Annotated in this window: 17 protein-coding genes; all 17 read left to right on the top strand. The window is 38.4% G+C overall.

The features are described from left to right. The first annotated feature begins 334 nt into the window (after positions 1-334). Positions 335-1,495 carry an ADP-forming succinate--CoA ligase subunit beta gene (gene sucC / locus BDR01S_RS02085; protein ID WP_066252715.1) on the top strand — a complete coding sequence of 387 codons (1,161 nt, stop codon included), beginning with the start codon at positions 335-337 and terminating at the stop codon, positions 1,493-1,495. Positions 1,496-1,517: 22 nt separating this feature from the next. Continuing rightward, positions 1,518-2,420 carry a succinate--CoA ligase subunit alpha gene (gene sucD / locus BDR01S_RS02080; protein WP_066252716.1) on the top strand — a complete coding sequence of 301 codons (903 nt, stop codon included), beginning with the start codon at positions 1,518-1,520 and terminating at the stop codon, positions 2,418-2,420. A gap of 89 nt (positions 2,421-2,509) precedes the next feature. Further along, on the top strand, positions 2,510-3,397 hold the full coding sequence (gene dprA, locus BDR01S_RS02075) for a DNA-processing protein DprA (RefSeq protein ID WP_066252717.1): 888 nt from the start codon (positions 2,510-2,512) through the stop codon (positions 3,395-3,397). 344 nt (positions 3,398-3,741) lie between these two features. Then, a complete protein-coding gene (gene topA / locus BDR01S_RS02070; RefSeq protein WP_066252719.1) occupies positions 3,742-5,820 on the top strand; it encodes a type I DNA topoisomerase in 2,079 nt (692 codons plus the stop codon). Positions 5,821-6,018: 198 nt separating this feature from the next. Next, the gene (gene trmFO / locus BDR01S_RS02065) at positions 6,019-7,326 is read left to right on the top strand and encodes an FADH(2)-oxidizing methylenetetrahydrofolate--tRNA-(uracil(54)-C(5))-methyltransferase TrmFO (RefSeq protein WP_066252721.1); all 1,308 of its coding nucleotides are present in this window, start codon (positions 6,019-6,021) and stop codon (positions 7,324-7,326) included. Between the two features lie 267 nt (positions 7,327-7,593). Beyond that, the gene (gene hslV / locus BDR01S_RS02060; RefSeq protein WP_066252722.1) at positions 7,594-8,136 is read left to right on the top strand and encodes an ATP-dependent protease subunit HslV; all 543 of its coding nucleotides are present in this window, start codon (positions 7,594-7,596) and stop codon (positions 8,134-8,136) included. Between the two features lie 20 nt (positions 8,137-8,156). Beyond that, entirely contained in the window at positions 8,157-9,560 is a 1,404-nt protein-coding gene (gene hslU, locus BDR01S_RS02055; RefSeq protein WP_066252724.1) for an ATP-dependent protease ATPase subunit HslU, read from the top strand. A 51-nt stretch (positions 9,561-9,611) separates the two neighbouring features. Continuing rightward, positions 9,612-10,391, top strand: coding sequence for a GTP-sensing pleiotropic transcriptional regulator CodY (codY, locus tag BDR01S_RS02050; protein WP_066252725.1), 780 nt, complete (start codon positions 9,612-9,614; stop codon positions 10,389-10,391). A gap of 198 nt (positions 10,392-10,589) precedes the next feature. Further along, positions 10,590-11,294 carry a 30S ribosomal protein S2 gene (gene rpsB / locus BDR01S_RS02045; RefSeq protein WP_066252728.1) on the top strand — a complete coding sequence of 235 codons (705 nt, stop codon included), beginning with the start codon at positions 10,590-10,592 and terminating at the stop codon, positions 11,292-11,294. 131 nt (positions 11,295-11,425) lie between these two features. After that, entirely contained in the window at positions 11,426-12,307 is an 882-nt protein-coding gene (gene tsf, locus BDR01S_RS02040; protein WP_066252729.1) for a translation elongation factor Ts, read from the top strand. A gap of 126 nt (positions 12,308-12,433) precedes the next feature. Continuing rightward, positions 12,434-13,159, top strand: a complete 726-nt coding sequence (gene pyrH / locus BDR01S_RS02035) for a UMP kinase (RefSeq protein WP_066252730.1) — start codon at positions 12,434-12,436, stop codon at positions 13,157-13,159. After that, positions 13,159-13,716, top strand: coding sequence for a ribosome recycling factor (frr, locus tag BDR01S_RS02030; RefSeq protein ID WP_066252732.1), 558 nt, complete (start codon positions 13,159-13,161; stop codon positions 13,714-13,716). Before pyrH ends, frr begins: the two co-directional genes overlap by 1 nt. Positions 13,717-13,988: 272 nt before the next feature. Beyond that, on the top strand, positions 13,989-14,765 hold the full coding sequence (gene uppS / locus BDR01S_RS02025; protein WP_066252734.1) for an undecaprenyl pyrophosphate synthase: 777 nt from the start codon (positions 13,989-13,991) through the stop codon (positions 14,763-14,765). A 24-nt stretch (positions 14,766-14,789) separates the two neighbouring features. Beyond that, the gene (locus tag BDR01S_RS02020; protein WP_066252736.1) at positions 14,790-15,584 is read left to right on the top strand and encodes a phosphatidate cytidylyltransferase; all 795 of its coding nucleotides are present in this window, start codon (positions 14,790-14,792) and stop codon (positions 15,582-15,584) included. Between the two features lie 36 nt (positions 15,585-15,620). Beyond that, positions 15,621-16,763 carry a 1-deoxy-D-xylulose-5-phosphate reductoisomerase gene (gene dxr, locus BDR01S_RS02015; RefSeq protein WP_066252738.1) on the top strand — a complete coding sequence of 381 codons (1,143 nt, stop codon included), beginning with the start codon at positions 15,621-15,623 and terminating at the stop codon, positions 16,761-16,763. A gap of 60 nt (positions 16,764-16,823) precedes the next feature. Next, complete coding sequence (rseP, locus tag BDR01S_RS02010) at positions 16,824-18,083, top strand: RIP metalloprotease RseP (RefSeq protein WP_066252741.1); 1,260 nt, start codon at positions 16,824-16,826, stop codon at positions 18,081-18,083. A 143-nt stretch (positions 18,084-18,226) separates the two neighbouring features. Next, positions 18,227-22,552 carry a PolC-type DNA polymerase III gene (locus tag BDR01S_RS02005; RefSeq protein ID WP_066252743.1) on the top strand — a complete coding sequence of 1,442 codons (4,326 nt, stop codon included), beginning with the start codon at positions 18,227-18,229 and terminating at the stop codon, positions 22,550-22,552. The last annotated feature ends 53 nt before the right edge of the window (positions 22,553-22,605 follow it).

The raw sequence follows: 22,605 nt of genomic DNA, 5'->3' as shown, positions 1-22,605 counted from the left end.
TGCCTGGAGCGCCAATCAACAGACATTTCGAAAAACCAATAAACCTTAACAAAAATTAACGCGGTGAGTTATTAAAGAAAATAGATTAATAAAAAGGCTGTCGAATTTTTCTGGATAGCATGAACAGGTTTTGCCTGGTTTTTATTATTGCAGAAAACAAATTATACCAATTAAGGTGTTAATTTCCTTGATTTATTAGAATTAAGTTATTGACTATTCTGAATATTTTAAAGATGTATATAATTTTTTAGCATAATGGTAGACAAGGTATCTGTCATTATATAAAATGAAAACGGAGTCAGTTTTTAGAAGAGTTTGAATAGGAGGATGGGAAATGAATATCCATGAGTATCAAGGGAAAGAGATCCTCAGAAAATACGGGGTAGCAGTTCCGAAAGGGAAAGTAGCATTCACTGTAGAAGAAGCAGTGGAAGCAGCGAAAGAATTAGGCACACAGGTTTGTGTGGTAAAAGCACAAATCCATGCTGGCGGACGGGGTAAAGCCGGTGGTGTTAAAGTTGCGAAAAACCTTGATGAGGTTCGTACATATGCAAGCGAAATCCTCGGTAAAACACTTGTGACACACCAAACAGGTCCTGAAGGAAAAGAAGTCAAGCGCCTCCTTATCGAAGAAGGTTGTGACATCAAAAAAGAGTATTATGTTGGTTTAGTATTAGACCGTGCTACGTCACGTGTTGTTTTAATGGCGTCAGAAGAAGGCGGAACAGAAATCGAAGAGGTTGCTGAAAAGACTCCGGAGAAAATTTTTAAAGAAGAAATTGACCCGGTCGTTGGATTACAGCCATTCCAGGCCCGCCGAATTGCGTTCAATATTAATATTCCAAAAGAATTAATTAATCAGGCCGTAAAATTTATGACAGCCCTGTATAATGCCTACATCGAAAAAGATTGTTCAATTGCGGAAATTAACCCGCTCGTAGTTACAGGTGACGGAAAAGTAATGGCACTTGATGCAAAATTGAACTTTGACTCAAATGCCCTTTATCGTCAGAAGGACGTTTTAGAGTATCGTGACCTTGAAGAAGAGGATGCAAAGGAGATCGAAGCATCTAAGTATGATTTAAGCTACGTTGCTTTAGATGGAAATATTGGCTGTATGGTTAACGGTGCTGGACTTGCTATGTCAACGATGGATATTATCAAACATTACAGCGGAGATCCTGCTAACTTCCTTGATGTTGGTGGCGGTGCGACAGCTGAAAAGGTTACAGAAGCATTCAAAATTATCCTTTCTGATCCAAACGTAAAAGGTATTTTCGTCAATATCTTTGGTGGAATCATGAAGTGTGATGTTATTGCTGAGGGTATAGTAGAAGCAGCTAAGCAAGTTGGACTAAGTGTTCCACTAGTTGTTCGCTTAGAAGGAACTAATGTTGACTTAGGGAAGAAAATTCTTTCAGAGTCTAGCGTAGACATAATCGCTGCTGAATCCATGGCTGACGGCGCACAAAAAATCGTTTCATTAGTGAAATAGGATCGAAGAAAGGGGAATTAACGTGAGCGTTTTTATTAATAAAAATACAAAGGTTATTGTTCAAGGGATTACAGGTTCAACCGCCCTGTTTCATACAAAGCAAATGCTTGAATATGGTACACAAATTGTAGGCGGTACCTCACCAGGAAAAGGCGGTATGGAAGTAGAAGGTGTACCTGTTTTTAACACGGTTAAAGATGCTGTTGAAACAACTGGTGCTACTGCATCCGTTATTTACGTACCTGCACCATTTGCAGCTGATGCGATTATTGAAGCCGTTGATGCGGAGTTAGATCTTGCGATTTGCATTACTGAACATATTCCAGTTTTGGATATGGTTAAAGTTAAACGTTATATGGAAGGCAAAAAGACCCGCTTGGTTGGCCCGAATTGCCCAGGTGTTATTACTCCTGATGAGTGTAAAATCGGCATTATGCCTGGTTATATCCATACAAAAGGACATGTAGGCGTTGTATCTCGCTCCGGAACATTAACATACGAAGCGGTGCACCAATTAACTCAAGCTGGACTTGGCCAAACTACTGCAGTTGGTATTGGTGGCGACCCTGTTAACGGAACAAACTTCATCGATGTTTTAAAAGCATTTAATGAAGATCCTGAAACCTATGCGGTAATCATGATTGGTGAAATCGGCGGTACTGCAGAAGAAGAAGCGGCAGAATGGGTTAAAGCAAACATGACCAAGCCAGTTGTTGGCTTCATCGGCGGACGTACAGCACCTCCAGGGAAACGTATGGGTCACGCAGGTGCAATTATTTCAGGGGGTAAAGGAACAGCAGATGAAAAAATCCGCGTAATGAACGAATGCGGTATTAAAGTTGCTGACACTCCATCTGTAATGGGTGAAACATTAATTGAAGTTTTAAAAGAACAAGGTCTTTACGAAAAGTGTAAAACACACTAATAAATGTGCAACTAGATAATATCGAATAGTCCCTCATAATTGAGGGGCTATTTATACTATTTCTATATCTTAAGGAGGAAAATATCTACATGGATGAATTCAAAGAACGACTTATTTCCTTGCTGCATTATCCCGATATATCTTGGAACACTGTTTTGCAAATTTTAAAGAAAGACCCAACACTGCGAAATATATATCAGTTACAAAAGCGACCTCCACAGCAAACCTTCTTGTTTCCGCCACTGGCCACCAAAAACACTTCAGAAAAGCCTTCAAACATTCCTCTTCATCCTGACATTATCCGTGATCAAATTCGTCAATATAAAACAAACGAAATTACAGTCATTACTATTATTGATAAGGAATATCCTCCATTATTGAAAGAAATTTACCAGCCGCCATGGGCATTGTTTATCAAAGGGGATCTCTCGCTTCTTGAAACTGTCCCAAAACTTGCGGTAGTTGGTTCACGTCAAGCGACCCAATATGGGAAAAATGCAATTCGGTCAATCTTCCCTGGTTTAGTTGACAAAGGTGTTCTCATTGTGAGTGGATTAGCAAGGGGAATTGATGCCCTTGCCCATGAATATGCGATAAAAAATGGCGGGAGGACAATTGCGGTGATTGCAGGTGGTTTCTATCATATCTATCCAAAGGAAAATATGAGTTTAGCTTTAGAAATGATGAAAAACCAGTTAGTTCTTTCCGAATATCCTCCGGATACAAAGCCGCTTAGATGGCATTTTCCGTCCAGAAATCGAATTATTAGCGGTTTGTCCGAGGGGACATTTATAATAGAAGCAAAACGAAAAAGCGGATCACTGATCACAGCAAATTTTGCAGTAAATGAGGGAAGAGATGTATTTTCCTTACCGGGGAATATTTTTAATCCATATTCCATCGGCACTAATGAATTAATTCAACAAGGTGCTAAACTTGTAACAAGTGCAGAGGATATTTTAGAGGAAATTAGATAAGACTCTAAGTTATCTAAAGAAAATTTGCTTAAAAAAGTTGTCAATTTTAAAGGTTTTTATGAATTAATGGAGAATTTACCTAAAAAAGGTTGCATTATTTTCTAATTTGTTATACATTTTCCAACAGATGTTCGAAAAAAAGAATATTTGGAAATAGAATAAATAATATATAAATTAATATATAATGAAAAACTTGGGATAGGGCAGTTTTGTAAAGTATTTTCTCCGGTCAAATTAGGTAAAACTGAAATTAGGAAAGCTTCACAAATGAAAAGCTTCTTAGAAACAGACATTTGCTAGATTCGGGGCACTTCTACACTTTCCCTCTTAAGGAGGATTTTTAAATGGCAGATTTTCTTGTAATCGTTGAATCACCGGCAAAAGCAAAAACGATTGAACGATATTTAGGGAATAAATATAAAGTTAAAGCATCGATGGGACATATTCGCGATTTGCCACGAAGCCAAATGGGGGTCAATGTAGAAAATAGTTATGAACCAAAATATATTACCATCCGCGGAAAAGGCCCTGTATTAAAGGAATTAAAAACAGCAGCAAAAAAAGCAAAAAAAATCTATCTCGCAGCTGACCCGGATCGCGAAGGGGAAGCAATTGCTTGGCATTTAGCCCATAGCTTATCTGTTGATATTAATTCAGATTGCCGTGTCGTTTTTAATGAAATCACAAAAGATGCAATAAAAGAGTCATTTAAACATCCTCGGCCAATCAATATGGATTTGGTGGATGCTCAGCAAGCTCGTAGAATCCTTGACCGGCTGGTTGGTTATAATATCAGCCCGCTGCTTTGGAAAAAGGTCAAGAAAGGGTTAAGTGCAGGTCGGGTCCAATCTGTTGCAGTCCGTTTAATTATTGATAGAGAAAATGAAATTAAAGCCTTTGTCCCAGAAGAATACTGGACGATAGATGGAGAATTTTTGAAGGGGAAAGATCATTTTAGCGCCCAATATTTTTCATTAGCAGACAAGGAAAAATTTGAATTAAAATCTGAACAAGATGTCCAAACTATTTTAAAGCAAATGAATGAAAATAAATTCAAAGTTGTATCTGTTACCAAAAAGGAACGAAAGAGAAACCCGGCACCGCCATTTATTACCTCTTCCTTGCAACAAGAAGCAGCCAGAAAACTAAATTTCCGAGCAAAGAAAACGATGATGCTGGCACAACAGCTTTATGAAGGAATTGAGCTTGGCAAAGAGGGAACGGTTGGTCTCATTACCTATATGAGAACGGATTCTACAAGAATTTCTGAAGTTGCTCAAACGGAAGCGGCTAATTACATCTCCTCTGAATATGGGAAAGATTATTTAAAAGAGGAACAAAGAAAAGAGAAAAAGCAGGCAAATGCTCAAGATGCCCATGAAGCGATTCGTCCAACCAGTACTTTAAGGGATCCTAATAGTCTAAAGTCATTTTTATCAAGAGACCAATTCCGCTTATATAAATTAATCTGGGATCGGTTTTTAGCTAGTCAAATGGCTCAGGCTGTCATGGATACAATGAGTGTTGATTTACAAAATGGCAACATTCTATTCCGTGCCAATGGCTCAAAAATTAAGTTTCCCGGCTTTATGAAACTTTACGTTGAAGGGTCAGACGACCAGGTAGATGAAAAGGACAAAATGCTTCCAGCCCTTAAAGAAGGTGATGAAGTGTTTAAGAAGGACATCGAGCCGAAACAGCATTTCACGCAGCCGCCGCCAAGGTATACGGAGGCAAGGCTGGTTAAGACGCTAGAGGAGCTGGGGATTGGGCGTCCGTCAACTTACGCACCTACCCTTGATACGATTCAAAAACGGGGCTATGTATCACTCGATAATAAAAGATTTGTTCCATCCGAACTTGGTGAAATTATCGATGAGTTGATTTTAGAGTTTTTCCCAGATATAGTAGATGTCGAATTTACAGCGAAGATGGAACAAGGTTTAGATAATATTGAGGATGGAAAAGTTCCCTGGGTCGATATTATCGATGAGTTTTATCAAGAATTTGATATTCATTTAAAAAAAGCAGAAGAAGAAATGCAATTTGTTGAAATTAAAGATGAGCCAGCGGGTGAAGATTGTGAGAATTGCGGGCACCCAATGGTCTTTAAAATGGGTCGATATGGTAAATTTATGGCATGCAGCAATTTCCCCGATTGCCGGAATACTAAACCAATTGTTAAAGAAATCGGTGTTACCTGCCCAAGCTGTAAAGAGGGTCAAATTATTGAGCGAAAAAGCAAGAAGAAGCGACTGTTTTACGGGTGTACCAAATATCCTGAATGTGAATTTATCTCTTGGGATAAACCGCTGCCAAGGGAATGCCCTAAGTGTGAGGGGCTGCTTGTAGAAAAGAAATTAAAAAAAGGTGTTCAAGTTCAATGTGTTAAGTGCGATTACAAGGAAGAACCGCAAAGTTAACGGGGAGAGTGGACAAAGTCCACTCTTTTCATTTTGCAAAACACTCTTAATAAATCCTTTCCGAAATACTAAAAACTTTTTTCTTTCTTAATCGTATAGTACAATGCAAGATGGACTTAAATGTGGGAAGAGTATTGATAGGTAGATACACAGCCCTTGATGTAGATAATACAAAGGTTGAAATAAGGAGGTTACTAAATGAAAGACACAACTATAAATGTTATCGGTGCTGGATTGGCAGGAAGTGAAGCAGCATGGCAGATTGCCAAGCGCGGGGTCAAGGTACGCTTATATGAAATGAGACCGGTGAGACAAACACCTGCACATCATACAGATAAATTTGCCGAATTGGTTTGCAGTAATTCTTTACGGGCAAATACATTAACGAATGCAGTAGGCGTGTTAAAGGAAGAAATGCGAAAGCTTGATTCGGTTATTATTGCTGCAGCGGATGCCTGTTCTGTTCCTGCCGGAGGTGCGTTAGCGGTTGATCGGCATGAGTTTGCTGCGAAAGTAACAGATCTAGTTAAAAATCATGAAAATGTTACGGTCATAAATGAAGAGGTAACTGAAATTCCTGAGGGTACAACTATAATTGCAACAGGGCCACTGACAAGCCCGGACCTTTCTGAACAGCTCAAGGGTTTGACAGGTGAGGATTACCTTTATTTTTACGATGCTGCGGCACCAATTCTAGAAAAAGATAGCATTGATATGGATAAAGTTTATTTAAAATCCCGTTATGATAAAGGGGAAGCGGCCTATCTTAACTGCCCGATGACTGAAGAAGAGTTTAATCGTTTTTATGATGGACTAATATCTGCTGAAACAGTCCCGGTAAAGGAATTTGAAAAAGAAGTCTTTTTTGAAGGGTGCATGCCAATTGAAGTGATGGCATCACGGGGAAAGAAAACCATGCTTTTCGGACCGTTAAAGCCAGTTGGATTAGAAGACCCGAAAACAGGAAAAAGACCATTTGCTGTTGTACAACTTCGTCAAGACGATGCGGCTGGAACTCTTTTTAATATTGTCGGTTTTCAGACACATTTAAAGTGGGGTGCTCAAAAAGAAGTAATACAATTAATACCTGGGCTAGAAAATGCAGAAATTATCCGTTATGGTGTCATGCACCGTAATACGTTTATCAATTCTCCCAAGGTGCTAAATGCAACATATCAATTCCGTAATCGAGAAAATTTGTTTTTTGCCGGTCAGATGACTGGGGTAGAAGGTTACGTAGAATCTGCTGCTAGCGGATTAGTCGCCGGTATAAATGCAGCACGTTTAATACAAGGTAGTGAGCCGCTTGAATTTCCTGCAGAGACAGCAATTGGAAGCATGGCACGCTATATTACCACGACGAACGCTAAAAATTTTCAACCAATGAATGCAAACTTTGGTTTATTTCCGGAGCTGCCGGTAAGAATTAAAGGAAAGCAAGAAAGAAATTTAGAACATGCAAATAGAGCGCTGGAAACAATTCAGAACTTTGTGAAAGTTTTGTAAAGTTTATTGCAAGGGCATTAGAAGTATGTTACGATTTAGTAGCCCTTGCGAGGTGAATATTATGACAAATGTGAATGTTTTTTTAAAATTAACTATTGAGTATTTACAAATAGAAATTAATTACTCAAAATAAACTATTGAACATTATCAACATGATATCAGTAATATTTCTTTATAAACTTTCATGTAAAAGGTACTTTTACTAGTTACATACTTTATCTGCGAGGAAATGTGAATATATATCACTCCAAAGGGAGGCTCATCTTAATGAACCAATTTCATGCAACAACAATTTTTGCAATCCATCATAATGGTGAATATTCAATGTCTGGTGATGGACAAGTGACATTTGGTAATGCGGTAGTGATGAAGCACACAGCAAGAAAAGTAAGAAAGATATTTAATGGAAAGGTATTAGCCGGTTTTGCTGGTTCGGTTGCGGATGCGTTTACTCTTTTCGAACTGTTCGAGGGGAAATTAGAAGAATTTAACGGTAATCTTCAAAGAGCTGCTGTAGAGCTTGCCAAAGAGTGGAGAAGTGATAAAGTGCTCCGAAAGCTTGAAGCTATGCTTATTGTTATGAATCATGAATATTTGCTGCTTGTATCAGGAACGGGTGAAGTCATCGAACCTGACGATGGGATTCTTGCGATTGGTTCAGGTGGAAACTATGCATTATCCGCAGGACGTGCTTTAAAGAAATATTCTGGAGACCACTTATCTGCTAAGGAAATTGCGAAAGCTTCTTTAGAAATAGCAGCTGAAATATGTGTGTATACAAACCATAACATTATTGTTGAAGAGCTATAACCGGAAGGAGACTAATTATCATGGGAAGAACAACAAATTTAACCCCTCGTCAAATTGTTGAAAAACTTGATCAATATATCATTGGACAAAAAGATGCTAAGAAAGCAGTGGCTGTTGCTTTAAGGAATCGTTACAGAAGAGGTTTGTTGAACGAGAAGCTTAGGGATGAAGTTATCCCCAAAAATATTTTGATGATTGGTCCGACTGGGGTTGGGAAAACCGAAATTGCCAGAAGGATTGCCAAAATTGTTGGTGCCCCTTTTATTAAAGTAGAAGCAACGAAATTTACTGAAGTTGGCTATGTTGGACGCGATGTAGAATCCATGGTTAGAGATCTTGCTGAAACCTCTGTTCGCTTAGTAAAAGAGGAACGGATGCAAAATGTTAAGGAACGTGCCGAAGAGAATGCCAATAGCAGGCTAGTCGATTTGCTTGTTCCATCAGCAAAAAAGGCCAATAACTATAAAAATCCCCTTGAAATGTTATTTGGCGGAGGGAACACATCTACTGAACCGGAAACAAATCAGGAAGATTATTCGATTACTGAAAAACGGAAAATTGTTAAAGAAAAATTAGCACTTGGTCAGCTCGAGGATGAAATTGTTACGGTTGAAGTAGATGAGCAGGCACCATCTATGTTTGATATGCTTCAGGGTTCAGGGATTGAGCAAATGGGAATGAATATGCAGGATGCTTTAAGCAGCTTTATGCCGAAAAAACGTAAAAAGCGTAAATTGACTGTACGTGAAGCTCGCAAGGTGTTAACGAATGAAGAAGCTTCTAAGCTTATTGATATGGATGAAGTAAATTCTGAAGCCATTTATCGTGCAGAACAAGCTGGAATTATTTTTATCGATGAAATTGATAAAATCGCTAGTAAAAATTCAGGAGGCTCTTCTGCAGATGTATCAAGAGAAGGGGTTCAAAGAGATATTCTGCCTATCGTGGAAGGGTCAACAGTGGTGACTAAATATGGTTCAATAAAAACTGACCATGTTTTATTTATCGCTGCCGGTGCATTTCACATGGCGAAACCTTCAGATTTGATCCCAGAACTTCAAGGTCGCTTCCCAATTCGTGTTGAATTGACAAAGCTAACTGTGGATGACTTTTTCCGGATTCTAATCGAACCAGATAATGCTCTCATTAAACAATATCAAGCATTATTGGAAACAGAAGGTATACAAATTGAATTTTCTGACGATGCTATTCGTAGAATTGCAGAGGTTGCGTTTGAAGTGAATCAAAACACAGATAATATTGGAGCAAGACGACTTCATACGATTCTCGAAAAGCTTTTAGAAGACTTATCTTTTGAAGCTCCAGATATTTCTATGGAGAAGATTGATATTACTCCAAAATATGTAGATGATAAACTTGGGGCAATTTCCAAAAATAAAGATTTAAGTCAGTTTATCTTATAAAATTAATTAAAAATTTAATAATGGTTGCAGCTAATTAGGAGGAAGAAACAGATGGATTTACTTACAAAAACTAGAAGGATTAACGTATTATTGCAAAAGGCGGCAGGTAAACCAGTTAACTTTAAGGAAATGTCAGAGACATTGAGCGAAACAATTGAAGCAAATGTGTACATTGTTAGCCGTCGTGGTAAACTTCTTGGGTTTTCAATTTATCAGCAAATTGAAAATGAAAGAATGAAAAAGATGTTTGAGGATCGTCAATTCCCTGAGGAATATACAAATAGTTTATTTAATATTCAAGTAACCTCATCAAACCTTGATATTGAAAGCCAATATACAGCTTTTCCAGTAGAAAATGGAGAATTATTTAAAGAAGGGTTAACCACGATTGTTCCGATTATTGGCGGTGGGGAACGTCTTGGTACTTTAATCCTTGCAAGATTGCAAGAAAAATTCCACGATGATGATTTAATTCTTGGGGAATATGGGGCAACAGTTGTAGGGATGGAAATTTTACGTGAAAAGTCAGAAGAAATCGAAGAAGAAGCTAGAAGTAAAGCGGTAGTACAAATGGCGATTAGTTCATTATCGTATAGTGAACTTGAAGCAATCGAGCATATTTTTGAAGAGCTTAATGGTCGTGAAGGATTATTAGTAGCTTCAAAAATAGCTGACCGTGTTGGAATTACTCGTTCAGTAATCGTTAACGCACTGAGAAAGCTTGAAAGTGCAGGGGTAATAGAATCACGTTCCCTAGGTATGAAAGGGACATATATTAAGGTCTTAAATGACAAGTTTCTGATGGAATTGGATAAATTAAGATCAAATTAATAAAAACTTATCCCCAGTATTCTGGGGATTTTGTTTTTTTATTACACTAATGCTTGATTGTTAGAATTACATATGCTATATTATTTCATGGTGTTAATACACACGCTCATTGATCCAAACAGATGGTGCTGCCTTAAAAACAGTTTCTGTTTAGAAATGAAGTGAGCGGAGGAAAACAAACCATTAGGAGGAAAAAACATGTCAGTCATTTCTATGAAGCAATTGCTTGAAGCTGGTGTACATTTCGGACACCAAACTCGCCGTTGGAACCCAAAAATGAAGAAATATATCTTCACAGAGCGTAACGGTATCTATATCATTGACCTACAAAAAACAGTTAAAAAGGTTGAAGAAGCTTATAACTGGGTTAAGGAACTTGCTGGTAACGGCGGAACAGTTCTTTTTGTTGGTACAAAGAAACAAGCTCAAGATTCTGTTAAAGAAGAAGCGGGCCGTTCTGGTATGTACTATGTTAACCAACGTTGGTTAGGTGGTACTCTTACAAACTTTGAAACAATCCAAAAGCGTATTGGCCGCTTAAAAGATATCGAAAGAATGTCTGAAGACGGAACTTTTGAAGTATTACCTAAAAAAGAGGTTGTACAATTAAAGAAACAACAAGAGCGTCTTGAGAAATTCTTAGGCGGCATTAAAGATATGAAAAAACTTCCTGATGCACTTTTCATTATTGACCCTCGTAAAGAGCGTATCGCAGTTGCAGAAGCTAAGAAATTAAACATTCCTATCGTAGGTATTGTTGATACTAACTGTGATCCAGACGAAATAGATGTAGTTATTCCTGCGAATGACGATGCGATTCGTGCGGTTAAGCTTTTAACAGGTAAAATGGCAGATGCTATCCTTGAAGCGAAACAAGGCGAAGAAGTTCAAGTTCAAGCTTAATTAAAATAAAAGGTGATAAGAGGGAGACCCTTTATCACCTTTTTTTAAAGAAGGTTTTTATTAAAAGTTTTATATTAGCTGTCATTGGCTAAGATATGGATACATAGTAAAATAAAGGAGGAATTTACATTATGGCAATTACTGCTCAAATGGTAAAAGAATTACGTGAAAAAACTGGTGCTGGTATGTTAGATTGCAAAAAGGCACTTACTGAAACTGATGGGGATATGGACAAAGCAATTGATTTCTTACGCGAAAAAGGGATTGCATCTGCTGCTAAGAAAGGCGACCGTATCGCGGCAGAAGGTTTAACTTATGTTGTAACTGAAGGAAACGATGCAGTTATCCTAGAAGTAAACTCTGAAACTGACTTTGTTGCGAAAAACGAAGCTTTCCAAGCACTTGTTAAAGACTTAGCTGCACATCTTTTAAACAACAAGCCGGCATCTGTTGAAGAAGCATCCGCTCAAACAATGGAAAATGGTGCTACTGTAGCAGACCATATCAATGCTTCAATTGCAAAGATTGGTGAAAAATTAACACTTCGTCGTTTTACAGTATTATCAAAAACAGACAATGATGCATTTGGCGCTTACATTCATATGGGTGGACGTATTTCTGTATTATCTGTTCTTGAAGGTACAACAGAAACTGACGCTGCGAAAGATGTTTCAATGCATATTGCTGCACTTAAGCCAAAATATGTTTCACGTGACGAAGTTTCTCAAGAAGAAGTGGAGCATGAGCGTCAAGTATTAACACAACAAGCTCTTAACGAAGGCAAGCCTGCAAAAATCGTTGAAAAAATGGTTGAAGGACGTCTTGGGAAATATTTTGAAGATGTTTGTGTACTTGATCAAACTTTCGTTAAAAACCCTGATCAAAAAGTACGTCAATTTGTTGAATCTAAAGGTGCTACGATCCGTGAATTCGTTCGTTACGAAGTAGGAGAAGGTATCGAAAAACGCGAAGACAACTTTGCTGAAGAAGTAATGAATCAAATTAAAAAATAATTAATAACTATACTTGAGCCTAAAATAATTTAGTTTTAAGGGAATGTTAATGAAATAAGTTTTTAAATAGGGGACACGGTGTGTTCCCTTTTTTAAAAAGAATTACCTACATAAATGGAGGTTTATATGAGCGGTCCTAAGTACAAACGCGTGGTATTAAAGTTGAGCGGAGAAGCACTTGCAGGTGAATCAAGCTTTGGAATTAAACCTTCTGTAATCAAATCGATTGCTATTCAGGTAAAGGAAATCGCAGAGCTTGGTGTAGAAGTAGCTGTCGTTGTTGGCGGCGGTAACATTTGGCGCGGTAAAATTGGCAGTGAAATGGGGATGGACCGGGCAACAGCTGATTATATGGGGATGCTTGCAACGGTTATGAATTCATTAGCACTGCAAGACAGTTTGGAACACTTAGGGATTGAATCACGGGTGCAAACTTCTATTGAAATGCGCCAGGTAGCAGAGCCTTATATTAGACGCCGTGCAATTAGGCATTTAGAAAAAAAACGTGTAGTTATTTTTGCGGCGGGTACAGGGAATCCATATTTTTCAACGGACACAACTGCAGCACTTCGTGCAGCAGAAATCGATGCTGAAGTCATCTTAATGGCGAAAAATAATGTTGACGGAGTATATTCTGCAGACCCTCGAATAGATGCAAATGCTACTAAATATGAAGATTTGTCTTTCTTAGATGTTCTTAAAGAAGGATTAGCAGTCATGGACTCTACTGCTTCCTCTTTATGTATGGACAATGATATTCCATTGATTGTGTTCTCAATCATGGAACAAGGAAATATTAAAAGAGCAGTTATGGGTGAGAAAATAGGAACAATTGTGAGGGGGAAACATTAATGCCAAAACAGGTCATTTCTACCATTAAAGAACGTATGACAAAAGCGATTCAGTCATATTCACGTGAGCTTGCCAGCATCCGAGCGGGAAGAGCGAGCGCTTCGTTGTTGGACAGAATTACAATTGATTATTATGGTGCGCCGACTCCTGTCAATCAAATGGCTGGTATTTCAACACCTGAAGCAAGGCTTATTGTTATTCAACCCTATGATAAATCAACGCTTGGGGATATTGAAAAAGCAATTCTGAAATCTGATTTAGGTTTAAATCCGACCAATGACGGGATGGTAATCCGCCTTTCAATTCCACAGTTGACTGAGGAGCGCCGCAAAGAGTTAGTGAAATTGGTCAAAAAGGAATCAGAAGAAGCCAAAGTAGCGATCCGTAATATTCGTCGAGATGGGAATGACGAATTAAAGAAGCTCGAGAAGAATGGTGAAATTACAGAAGATGGTCTTCGTGGACATTCAGAAGATATGCAAAAACTAACCGACGAATATATTAGCAAAATTGACCAAATTACTAAAGACAAAGAAAAGGAAATTTTGGAAGTTTAATTAATAAATAAGAACCCTCTGTTTAGGGGGTTTTTCACTATTTTATTAGTAATTTTAAGGATTTTAATTGTCCCCTGAAAGTTGTCTGAATATAATTCTTAATTCCTGCTATTTTACATAAGTTAATTATTAGAGATATCTTTTTGCTTTTTTGGTATGATAAAAACATGCTACCCCGAAATGTCCATTACATAACGACACACATGCTTCAATGGATTTGATAGATGATTTATTTTCGGAGGAAATGATTAATTAAATGGAGGAGCAATGTTATGTTTAATAAATTAAGGCTTGGGAAGAACCGAAATAACACTTCCACACTCCGAAATAAAATAGATGATATAAAAAAATCGCCTATTCCTGAGCATGTGGCGATTATTATGGATGGCAACGGACGATGGGCTAAGAAACGGGCATTACCACGTATTGCTGGTCATCACGAGGGAATGAAAGTTGTTCGAAAAACAACGAAGTTAGCAAGTGAACTCGGGATAAAAACCTTAACCTTGTATGCTTTTTCAACTGAGAACTGGAAAAGACCAAAAAATGAAGTTGAATATATCATGAGTCTGCCTGACGAATTTTTAGGCACATTTTTGCCGGATTTAATTAAAGAAAATGTTCAAGTCAAAATGATGGGTTATAAAAATCAACTTCCTGTACATACACTGCGTGCAATAGAAAAAGCTATAGAGGACACAAAAAATAATGATGGTTTAGTCTTAAACTTTGCACTAAATTACGGGAGCAGAGCCGAAATTCTTGATGGTGTAAAGCAAGTCTTAAACGATATCAAAAGTGGTAAACTGAAGGAGACAGATTTAGACGAAAAAGTCTTTTCTTCCTACTTAATGACAGCTGATTTTACCGACCCGGACCTGTTAATCCGCACGAGTGGTGAAATCCGCTTAAGTAACTTTATGCTCTGGCAATTGGCTTACTCAGAGTTCTGGTTTACAGATGTCTTGTGGCCGGATTTTAATGAAGAACATTTATTTGAAGCAATTGAAACGTTCCAGAAACGCCAGCGTCGATTTGGTGGCATATAGAACAACAAAGGTGTTGAAAAATTAATGAAGCAAAGAATCATAACAGCAGTCATTGCAGCTGCACTATTTTTACCCATTGTCTATTTCGGTGGACTTCCGCTGGTAATTTTAACCTATTTTTTAGCGACGATAGGTTTGTATGAGTTACTAAAAATGAAAAGACTAACTATTTTTTCAGTCCATGGTGTGTTAGCGCTTTTATTTCTCTGGGTGCTTCTTTTCCCTGCAGAGTATCATCATATTTTAGCTTCCTTTTATTATTCAAAAATTGAGATATGTATAGCATTAATTCTTCTGCTATTAACTTTCACAGTAATAACCAAAAATCAATATACATTTGAAGACGTATCATTTTCGATTCTATCAGCCTTTTACGTAGGTATTGGCTTTTACTTTTTCTTTGAAACGAGGCAGGATGGAGGCCTTGTCTATATTTTGTATTCTTTATTTATTATGTGGGCAACGGATTCTGGTGCTTATTTTATCGGAAAAGCACTTGGTAAAACTAAGCTGTGGCCTGAAATAAGCCCTAATAAGACCGTTGAAGGTTCGATAGGCGGTGTTGTTTGTGCAGTTATTATTGCAGTGCTGTTTGTACTCTTCTCAAACATTAACGTTGGACTTATATCCTTAATGGGAATAACTGTCGTACTTTCCATTTTTGGACAAATTGGTGACCTAGTTGAATCTGCCTTTAAGCGTCACTTTAATGTCAAGGATTCTGGTAACATCTTACCAGGTCATGGTGGTATTCTAGATCGATTTGACAGCCTTTTATTTGTATGGCCCTTGTTACATTTCTTTCACCTTTGGTTATAAAGCGCGTGCGCTTCACATATAGGAGTTGACATTTTATTGAAAACAATTAGCTTATTGGGTGCAACAGGATCAATTGGAACCCAAACGTTAGATATTATCCGTGAGCATCCATCTGAATTTACATTAGCGGCAATTTCTGTTGGAAAAAATATTGATTTGGCTCGAAAAATGATTATCGAGTTTCAGCCTGAGCTTGTTTCTGTACAAGACTACCATGACTGTAATACATTAAAAGCAGAATTTCCTACTATTAAGTTCACTTTTGGTCAGGAAGGACTTATTGAAACAGCAGTATATGAAAAGGCAGATATTCTTGTTAATGCAGTGCTTGGGAGTGTGGGGTTACATCCAACTCTACAAGCGATTGAATGTGGGAAGGTAATCGCTATTGCCAATAAAGAAACACTCGTAACTGCAGGTCATTTAGTTATCGAGGCCGCCCAAAAAAATAATGTCCCACTCCTTCCAGTCGATAGTGAGCATTCTGCCATTTTTCAAGCATTGCAGGGAGAAAAGGAAAAAAACATCGAAAGATTAATTTTAACTGCTTCTGGCGGAAGCTTTCGTGATTTCACCAGGCAAGAATTGAAAAATGTTACCGTTGAACAAGCACTAAACCATCCCAATTGGTCGATGGGGGCAAAAATCACGATTGATTCCGCATCGATGATGAATAAAGGGTTGGAAGTCATTGAAGCACATTGGCTTTTCAATTTGCCATATGAAAAGATTGATGTCCTGCTTCATAAAGAGAGCATCATCCATTCAATGGTAGAGTTTCATGATAGCAGTATCATTGCCCAACTGGGAACACCGGATATGAGGGTCCCCATCCAATACGCACTCACCTATCCTGATCGACTGCCATTGCGTTCATCAAAACGATTGGATTTGGCAAATATCGGAAAATTACATTTTGAAGAAATGGATATGGCGAGATTCCGATGCCTAGGTTTTGCTTATGAGGCTGGAAAAAAAGGCGGTTCAATGCCAACCGTATTGAATGCGGCTAATGAAGTGGCCGTGGCAGCTTTTCTAGAAGGGAAAATCCGATTCTTACAGATTGAAGATTTGATTGAGAAAGCATTAACCGCTCATCAAATCACGACTCACCCAAGCCTTACTGCAATTCAAGAGATAGACAAAGAAACTAGAGAGTATGTCCACTCGCTCCTCTAAGACAAACTTAAAACTTAAGTAAAAGAATATCTCTTATCCTGATAAAAAGGTGGTTTTATTTTGACTACAGTTATTGCCTTTATTGTGATTTTTGGCGCACTCGTATTCTTTCATGAATTAGGTCATTTGATTTTCGCAAAAAGGGCTGGTATTTTATGCCGTGAATTTGCCATTGGTTTTGGCCCAAAAGTATTTTCCCATAAAAGAGCGGAAACAACCTACACGATTCGGTTACTACCGATCGGAGGATTTGTCCGCATGGCTGGCGAAGACCCGGAAATGATTGAAATAAAGCCTGGGCATCGAATTGGCTTGGTATTGGATAAGGATGAAATTGTAAATAAAATCATCTTAAATAATAAAGAGAAGTTTCCAAACTGTCGGATTGTTGAAGTGGAATATGCGGATATCGAAAAGGATTTAATTATTAAAGGATTTCCTGATGATGAAGATGAAGTGTTAAAAACCTTTAAGATTGATCCAAAAGCTGTCATTGTTGAAAATGGGACTGAATCCCAAATTGCTCCTATAGACCGTCAATTCGGATCAAAAACATTAGGACAAAGAACGATGGCTATTTTTGCCGGTCCGATGATGAATTTTGTCCTTGCGTTCTTTGTATTTATTATTATTGCCTTTTTACAGGGTGTACCTACGAATGAACCTAAATTAGGTGAAATAACACATGACGGGGCAGCAATGACTGCGGGACTTAAAAAAGGCGATCTCATCCAAACAATCAATGGATCAGAAATTTCTAGTTGGTCTGATGTTGTCGAGGTCATTCGGAAAAACCCAAATGAGAAACTAGATTTTTCGATTCTCCGTGACAAAAAGGATTTAGATATCACGGTAACCCCGATTGAAAAAACGGTAGAAGGAAAGAAAATTGGGCTGATTGGTGTTTATAGTCCTGTCGAAAAATCGCCAATTCAAGCAGTTAAGGCGGGCTTCACAGAAACATATTTCTGGACGAAGCAGATTTTTGTAATGGTGGGTAAATTAGTTACAGGTCAATTTTCAATTGATGCACTCTCAGGACCAGTTGGTATTTACCAAGCCACAGATTCCGTTGCTAAATCGGGAATTTATTATTTAATGAAATGGGCAGGTATTTTAAGCATTAACTTAGGGATTATGAACTTATTACCTATTCCCGCTCTAGACGGTGGAAGATTGATGTTTTTTGCGGTCGAGGCTGTTAGAGGCAAGCCAATTGACCGTCAAAAAGAAGGTATGGTTCATTTTATTGGATTCGCGCTCTTGATGCTGCTCATGCTTGTGGTAACGTGGAATGATATTCAAAGGTTTTTCTTGTAATATTGGAATTTTCATCGCCCCTGTTAATTGAAACGGGGGCCTTATTTTGGAAAAAAATAAAACCGAATCATCTCGTGCCATATGATATAATTATTTTTTGATGAGATAAAAATAGTAATTTTTTATAGATGGGAGAGAGAACGATGAGCGAAAATGCCATAGGCAAAAAAGAGCGATTCCAACTCTTGCTCCAGCAGATGCAATTGATTGAGGATGCTGTAGTAGTGCATTTCAACAATGCGCAAATAGATAGGTTATTGGTTGAAAAGAAGAATAGAAAGTGGCATTTTCAATTTTTATTTGAAAATATCCTTCCTTATAATGTTTATGTTCTGTTTTCGACACAGCTCGAACGAGCATTTTCCAGCATAGCAACGGTTTCATACCATATCAATGTAACAAATCAAACCATTTCCCCAGAATTAATACGAGATTATTGGAGTTATAGCATTCAGCAAATAGATGGAATTGCTCCGCCGCTTTTAAAGCTATTACATGAACAACTTCCCGAAGTGAACGGAAATAAGCTTACTGTTTCTGTTCGTAACGATACAGAAGGGCTAGCATTAAAGCGTAAATACGCCGAGACAATTTCTAAGATATATCAATCGTTTGGGTTTCCCAATTTAGCAATCGAGACAGAATTGAAAAATGTAGAGGAAAATGAGGAATACCAACAATTTTTACTTGCCAAGCAAAAGGAAGACCAAGAACGTGGACTTCAAGCAATGGTGGAATTGCAGAAAAAAGAAGCTGAGAAAGATCATGCTTCCGGTGAATTGCCATCTGGGCCACTTACGATTGGTCTAACCATAAAGGATAATAATGACTTCCGCAGCCTGATTGATATTGTCGATGAAGAAAGAAGAGTCGCTGTCGAAGGCTATATCTTTGATGCTGAGATACGTGAGCTCAGGAGCGGCCGTTCACTGTTGACCTTCAAAATTACCGATTACACCAGCTCTATCATGGTAAAAATGTTTTCACGTGATAAAGAGGACGCAGCCCTATTTCAGCTTGTCAAAAAAGGAATGTGGGTAAAAGTTCGAGGCAGTATTCAGAATGATACTTTTGTCCGTGATCTCGTGATGATTTGTAATGATATTAATGAAATAAGGCCTGCTGCCCGGAAGGATACGGCACCCGAAGATGAAAAACGAGTAGAACTCCATCTTCATACACCAATGAGTCAAATGGATGCTGTAACACCTGTAAGCGCACTGATTACTCAGGCGAGTAAGTGGGGACATAAAGCGATAGCGGTAACCGACCACGCAGTTGCGCAATCCTTTCCTGAAGCTTATGGTGCCGGGAAGAAAAATGATATAAAAATTCTCTATGGCGTTGAAGTGAATTTGGTGGATGATGGGGTGCCGATAGCTTATAATGACACACACCGTCTGCTGGCAGAGGATACTTATGTTGTATTTGACGTTGAAACGACGGGGCTCTCAGCTGTGTATAATTCAATTATTGAGCTTGCGGCTGTTAAGATACATGACGGGGAATTCATTGACCGTTTTGAATCCTTTGCCAATCCGCATCACCGTTTATCGGCAACAACAATCAACCTTACAGGCATTACCGATGATATGGTCCAAACTGCCCCGGAAATTGAGGAAGTTCTTCGGAATTTTAGAGAATGGGCCGGCGACTCCATTCTTGTTGCTCATAATGCTTCGTTTGATATGGGTTTCCTTAATGTTGGTTATAAAAAGATCGGCTTTGATAAGGCAAAAAATCCTGTTATTGATACATTAGAACTTGGACGGTTTCTCTATCCTGAAATGAAAAACCATCGTTTAAATACATTAACCAAGAAGTTTGACATTGAATTAACACAGCATCACCGTGCCATTTATGATGCAGAGGCTACCGGTTATTTACTTTTGAAAATGTTAAAGGATGCCCTTGAAAAGGAAATCGAATACCATGACCAATTTAATGATAATATGGGAAAAGGCAATGCCTATCAACGGGCACGTCCCTATCATTGTACATTATTGGCTCAAACTCAAGCGGGTTTAAAAAACCTGTTTAAACTTGTATCCATATCTCACATTGAATATTTTTACCGTGTTCCTAGATTACCAAGATCTGTCCTCCAAAAATACAGGGAAGGGATTCTCGTTGGCTCTGGTTGCAGTAAAGGTGAAGTATTTGAAGGGATGATGCAAAAATCTCCAGAAGAAGTGGAAGCCCATGCTGGATTCTACGATTATCTTGAGGTCATGCCGAAAGAAGTAAATGCACCATTGATTGAAATGGAATTGGTGAGCGATGAAAAAGCAATGGAAGACATTATTGCGAAAATCGTAAACCTTGGCGATAAATTAGGACTTCCAGTTGTTGCCACTGGAAATGTTCATTACCTAAATGAAAATGATAAAATTTATCGAAAAATATTAATTAACTCTCAGGGTGGAGCAAACCCATTAAATCGTCATCAACTTCCAGACGTTCACTTTAGAACAACGAATGAAATGCTTGATGCTTTTTCCTTTTTAGGAAAAGAGAAGGCAAAGGAAATTGTCGTAACGAATACGAATAAAATCGCTGATATGATTGAAGTAATAAAACCGATTAAAGACGATTTATATACACCGAAAATTGAGGGTGCCGATGAAGAAATGCGTGAAATGAGTTATTCGATGGCACGGAGAATTTACGGCGATACCTTACCCGAAATTGTGGAAGCACGGTTAGAAAAAGAACTGAAAAGTATTATTGGACATGGATTTGCGGTTATCTATTTAATTTCTCATAAGCTGGTTAAAAAATCCTTGGATGACGGCTACCTAGTAGGTTCAAGGGGGTCAGTTGGATCTTCTCTGGTTGCGACTATGACAGAAATTACTGAAGTAAATCCGCTGCCGCCTCATTATGTGTGTCCAACCTGTAAACATTCGGAGTTTTTTAATGATGGTTCGGTCGGTTCCGGTTTTGATTTGCCTGATAAAGATTGCCCAGAGTGTGGTGGGAAGTACCATAAAGACGGGCACGATATTCCGTTTGAAACGTTTCTTGGCTTTAAAGGGGACAAGGTTCCCGATATCGATTTAAACTTCTCTGGTGAATATCAGCCGCGCGCCCATAATTATACAAAGGTTCTTTTCGGAGAAGAATATGTTTTTCGGGCAGGGACGATTGGCACGGTTGCTGATAAAACAGCGTTTGGTTATGTTAAGGCATATCAACAGGATAACAACCTTCAACTTCGTGGAGCTGAAATCGATCGACTCGCTTCGGGCTGTACAGGTGTAAAAAGAACAACGGGACAGCATCCCGGTGGAATTATCGTCATCCCCGATTATATGGATGTTTATGATTTTTCACCGATTCAATTCCCAGCAGATGATAGAAACTCAGAATGGAAGACAACACATTTCGATTTCCATTCCATCCATGATAATGTCTTAAAACTAGATATACTCGGACACGATGATCCGACTGTCATTAGGATGCTTCAGGATTTGAGCGGAATGGATCCAAAAACAATTCCAACAGATGACCCTGAGGTTATGAAGATATTCAGTAAAACCGAGTCATTAGGCGTAACAGAACAACAGATTATGTGTAAAACAGGTACGCTCGGCATTCCAGAGTTCGGAACACGATTTGTCCGCCAAATGCTTGAGGATACGAAGCCAACTACCTTCTCAGAACTTGTCCAAATATCCGGATTATCTCATGGGACTGATGTATGGCTTGGGAACGCTCAAGAACTAATTCATAATAAAACCTGTAATTTAAGTGAAGTAATCGGCTGTCGTGATGATATCATGGTCTACCTTATTTATCAGGGACTGGACCCGTCTTTTGCTTTTAAAATTATGGAATCTGTACGTAAGGGTAAAGGCTTAAGTGAAGAAATGGAAGCGGAAATGAGGAAAAACGAAGTTCCAGAATGGTATATTGACTCTTGTAAGAAGATTAAGTACATGTTTCCAAAGGCACATGCTGCTGCCTATGTACTGATGGCCGTTAGAATTGCTTATTTCAAGGTTCATTTGCCATTACTTTATTACGCAGCCTACTTTACTGTCCGTGCGGAAGACTTTGACATTGAAGCCATGTCACGTGGTTCAGAATCAATCCGGGCAAAAATAGAAGAAATTAATGCTAAAGGTTTAGAAGCCTCAAATAAAGAGAAGAACTTATTAACGGTTTTGGAGCTTGCACTTGAAATGACAGAAAGAGGATTTGTTTTCCAAAACTACGATCTATACAAATCATCAGCATCTGAATTCACCATCGAAGGCAACACCTTAATTCCGCCGTTTAATTCCATTCCGGGACTAGGAACAAATGCGGCCTATAATATTATCAAAGCTCGGGAATCAGGTGAATTTTTATCGAAAGAAGATTTGCAGCAGCGTGGAAAAGTATCTAAGACGATTCTTGAGTTTTTAGACAAACAAGGGTGTCTCGCAGCCCTTCCAGAGCAAAACCAGTTATCGCTGTTCTAAATAGGAAAATACTTGACAAACCACGAAGCTATTTGCATAAAAATGTTGGTTAT

The sequence above is a fragment of the Neobacillus drentensis NBRC 102427 genome (genome assembly GCF_001591445.1).
GTDB lineage: Bacteria > Bacillota > Bacilli > Bacillales > Cytobacillaceae > Neobacillus > Neobacillus drentensis.
The sequence above is the reverse complement of the archived record's forward strand: the minus strand, read 5'-3'. Positions and strand labels throughout refer to the sequence as shown.

Excerpts from the sequence above, each read along its gene's own strand:
- sucC (WP_066252715.1), top strand. The coding sequence starts at position 335 with ATGAATATCCATGAGTATCAAGGGAAAGAGATCCTCAGAAAATACGGG.
- dprA (WP_066252717.1), top strand. The coding sequence starts at position 2,510 with ATGGATGAATTCAAAGAACGACTTATTTCCTTGCTGCATTATCCCGAT.
- topA (WP_066252719.1), top strand. The coding sequence starts at position 3,742 with ATGGCAGATTTTCTTGTAATCGTTGAATCACCGGCAAAAGCAAAAACG.
- trmFO (WP_066252721.1), top strand. The coding sequence starts at position 6,019 with ATGAAAGACACAACTATAAATGTTATCGGTGCTGGATTGGCAGGAAGT.
- hslV (WP_066252722.1), top strand. The coding sequence starts at position 7,594 with ATGAACCAATTTCATGCAACAACAATTTTTGCAATCCATCATAATGGT.
- hslU (WP_066252724.1), top strand. The coding sequence starts at position 8,157 with ATGGGAAGAACAACAAATTTAACCCCTCGTCAAATTGTTGAAAAACTT.
- codY (WP_066252725.1), top strand. The coding sequence starts at position 9,612 with ATGGATTTACTTACAAAAACTAGAAGGATTAACGTATTATTGCAAAAG.
- rpsB (WP_066252728.1), top strand. The coding sequence starts at position 10,590 with ATGTCAGTCATTTCTATGAAGCAATTGCTTGAAGCTGGTGTACATTTC.
- tsf (WP_066252729.1), top strand. The coding sequence starts at position 11,426 with ATGGCAATTACTGCTCAAATGGTAAAAGAATTACGTGAAAAAACTGGT.
- pyrH (WP_066252730.1), top strand. The coding sequence starts at position 12,434 with ATGAGCGGTCCTAAGTACAAACGCGTGGTATTAAAGTTGAGCGGAGAA.
- frr (WP_066252732.1), top strand. The coding sequence starts at position 13,159 with ATGCCAAAACAGGTCATTTCTACCATTAAAGAACGTATGACAAAAGCG.
- uppS (WP_066252734.1), top strand. The coding sequence starts at position 13,989 with ATGTTTAATAAATTAAGGCTTGGGAAGAACCGAAATAACACTTCCACA.
- BDR01S_RS02020 (WP_066252736.1), top strand. The coding sequence starts at position 14,790 with ATGAAGCAAAGAATCATAACAGCAGTCATTGCAGCTGCACTATTTTTA.
- BDR01S_RS02005 (WP_066252743.1), top strand. The coding sequence starts at position 18,227 with ATGAGCGAAAATGCCATAGGCAAAAAAGAGCGATTCCAACTCTTGCTC.